The 1,114-nt window shown below is 68.2% G+C and carries 1 protein-coding gene; it reads right to left on the bottom strand.

The window, feature by feature from the left end; all coding sequences use genetic code 11:
- Positions 1 to 94 precede the first annotated feature (94 nt).
- The coding region (locus tag ACIRPX_RS45975) for an IS110 family transposase (RefSeq protein ID WP_404206145.1) at positions 95 to 1,114 on the bottom strand (1,020 nt) is incomplete at its 5' end.

Below are 1,114 nucleotides of genomic sequence, written 5' to 3'. Positions count from 1 at the left end.
CTCTGACGCGTAAATAGCGGCAGGTCAGTGTGGGTGTGGGCAGGTCTGAGTGCCCGGTGGCCGTGGTGGTCGCCGGTGTCCTGGCTCTGGCCGGTCAGGCCGCGCCTTCCAGCGGGTTGAGGGTGACGGTGTAGCCGAGCTGGTTGAGCGCGTTGATCGCGCGGCGGGTGGCGCGTTCGGGGTCGCGCTGGGTGAAGTAGGTGCCGCCGAGTTCGTGGTAGGCGACGTTGTCGGTGAGCATGTGCCAGATCGCGGTGATGATCGAGTGTTCGACGGCGACCAGGGCTCTGAGCGGGCCGCGACGGGCGGTGAGCCGCTTGTAACGGGCCTGCAGGTAGGTGTCTTTGGTTCGCACCGCGCCGAAGGCGGCCAGGCCGAGGGCGCCTTTGAGATACGGGTTGCCAGGGCGGACCTTGGCGCTCTTGGTGCGGCCGGCGGACTCGTGGTGGCCGGGGCAGACTCCGGCCCAGGAAGCGAGGTGCCTGGCAGTGGCGAATCGGCTCATGTCGCCGCCGGTCTCCGCGATGATCACCTCGCCGACGGCCCTGTTGATTCCGGGGATGGTGTCGAGGAGGTCGAGTGCGGGGCGAAAGGGGGCCATCGCTGCCTCGATCCGTTCGTCCAACTGCTGGATCGCGCTGGTGAGCTGGTCGTAGTGGTCCAGATGCAGCCGGGTCAGGAACGCGTGGTGGGCGCGGAAGCGTCCGGTCAGTGCCTCGGTGAGCTCGGGGATCTTGTTGCGGAGTTTGCGCCTGGCCAGCTCTGCGAGGGTCCGCGGGTCACGTTCCCCGTCGGTCAACGCCTCCAGCATGGCCCGGCTGGAGACGCCCATGATGTCGGAGGCGACCGCGGAGAGTTTGATCCCGGTGTCTTCGAGGAGTTTCTCCAGGCGCTGGACAATCTGGCCTCGCTCGCGGGTCATCTGGGTGCGGGCACGGGTCAGGTCCCGTAGCTCGCGCACGGGCTGAGGCGGCACGAACGAGGGGCGGACCAGGCCGTGCGCGCCGAGCTGAGCCAGCCAGGCTGCATCCGAGACGTCGGTCTTGCGGCCGGGCAGGTTCTTGACCTGCCGCGCGTTGACCAGGATCACGTTCAACTCGTCGGCCAGCAGGTA

The sequence above is a fragment of the Streptomyces sp. NPDC101225 genome (assembly GCF_044767585.1).
Classification (GTDB): Bacteria; Actinomycetota; Actinomycetes; order Streptomycetales; family Streptomycetaceae; genus Streptomyces.
Note: the sequence above shows the minus strand (reverse complement) of the source record. Positions and strands in the feature narration are given on the sequence as shown.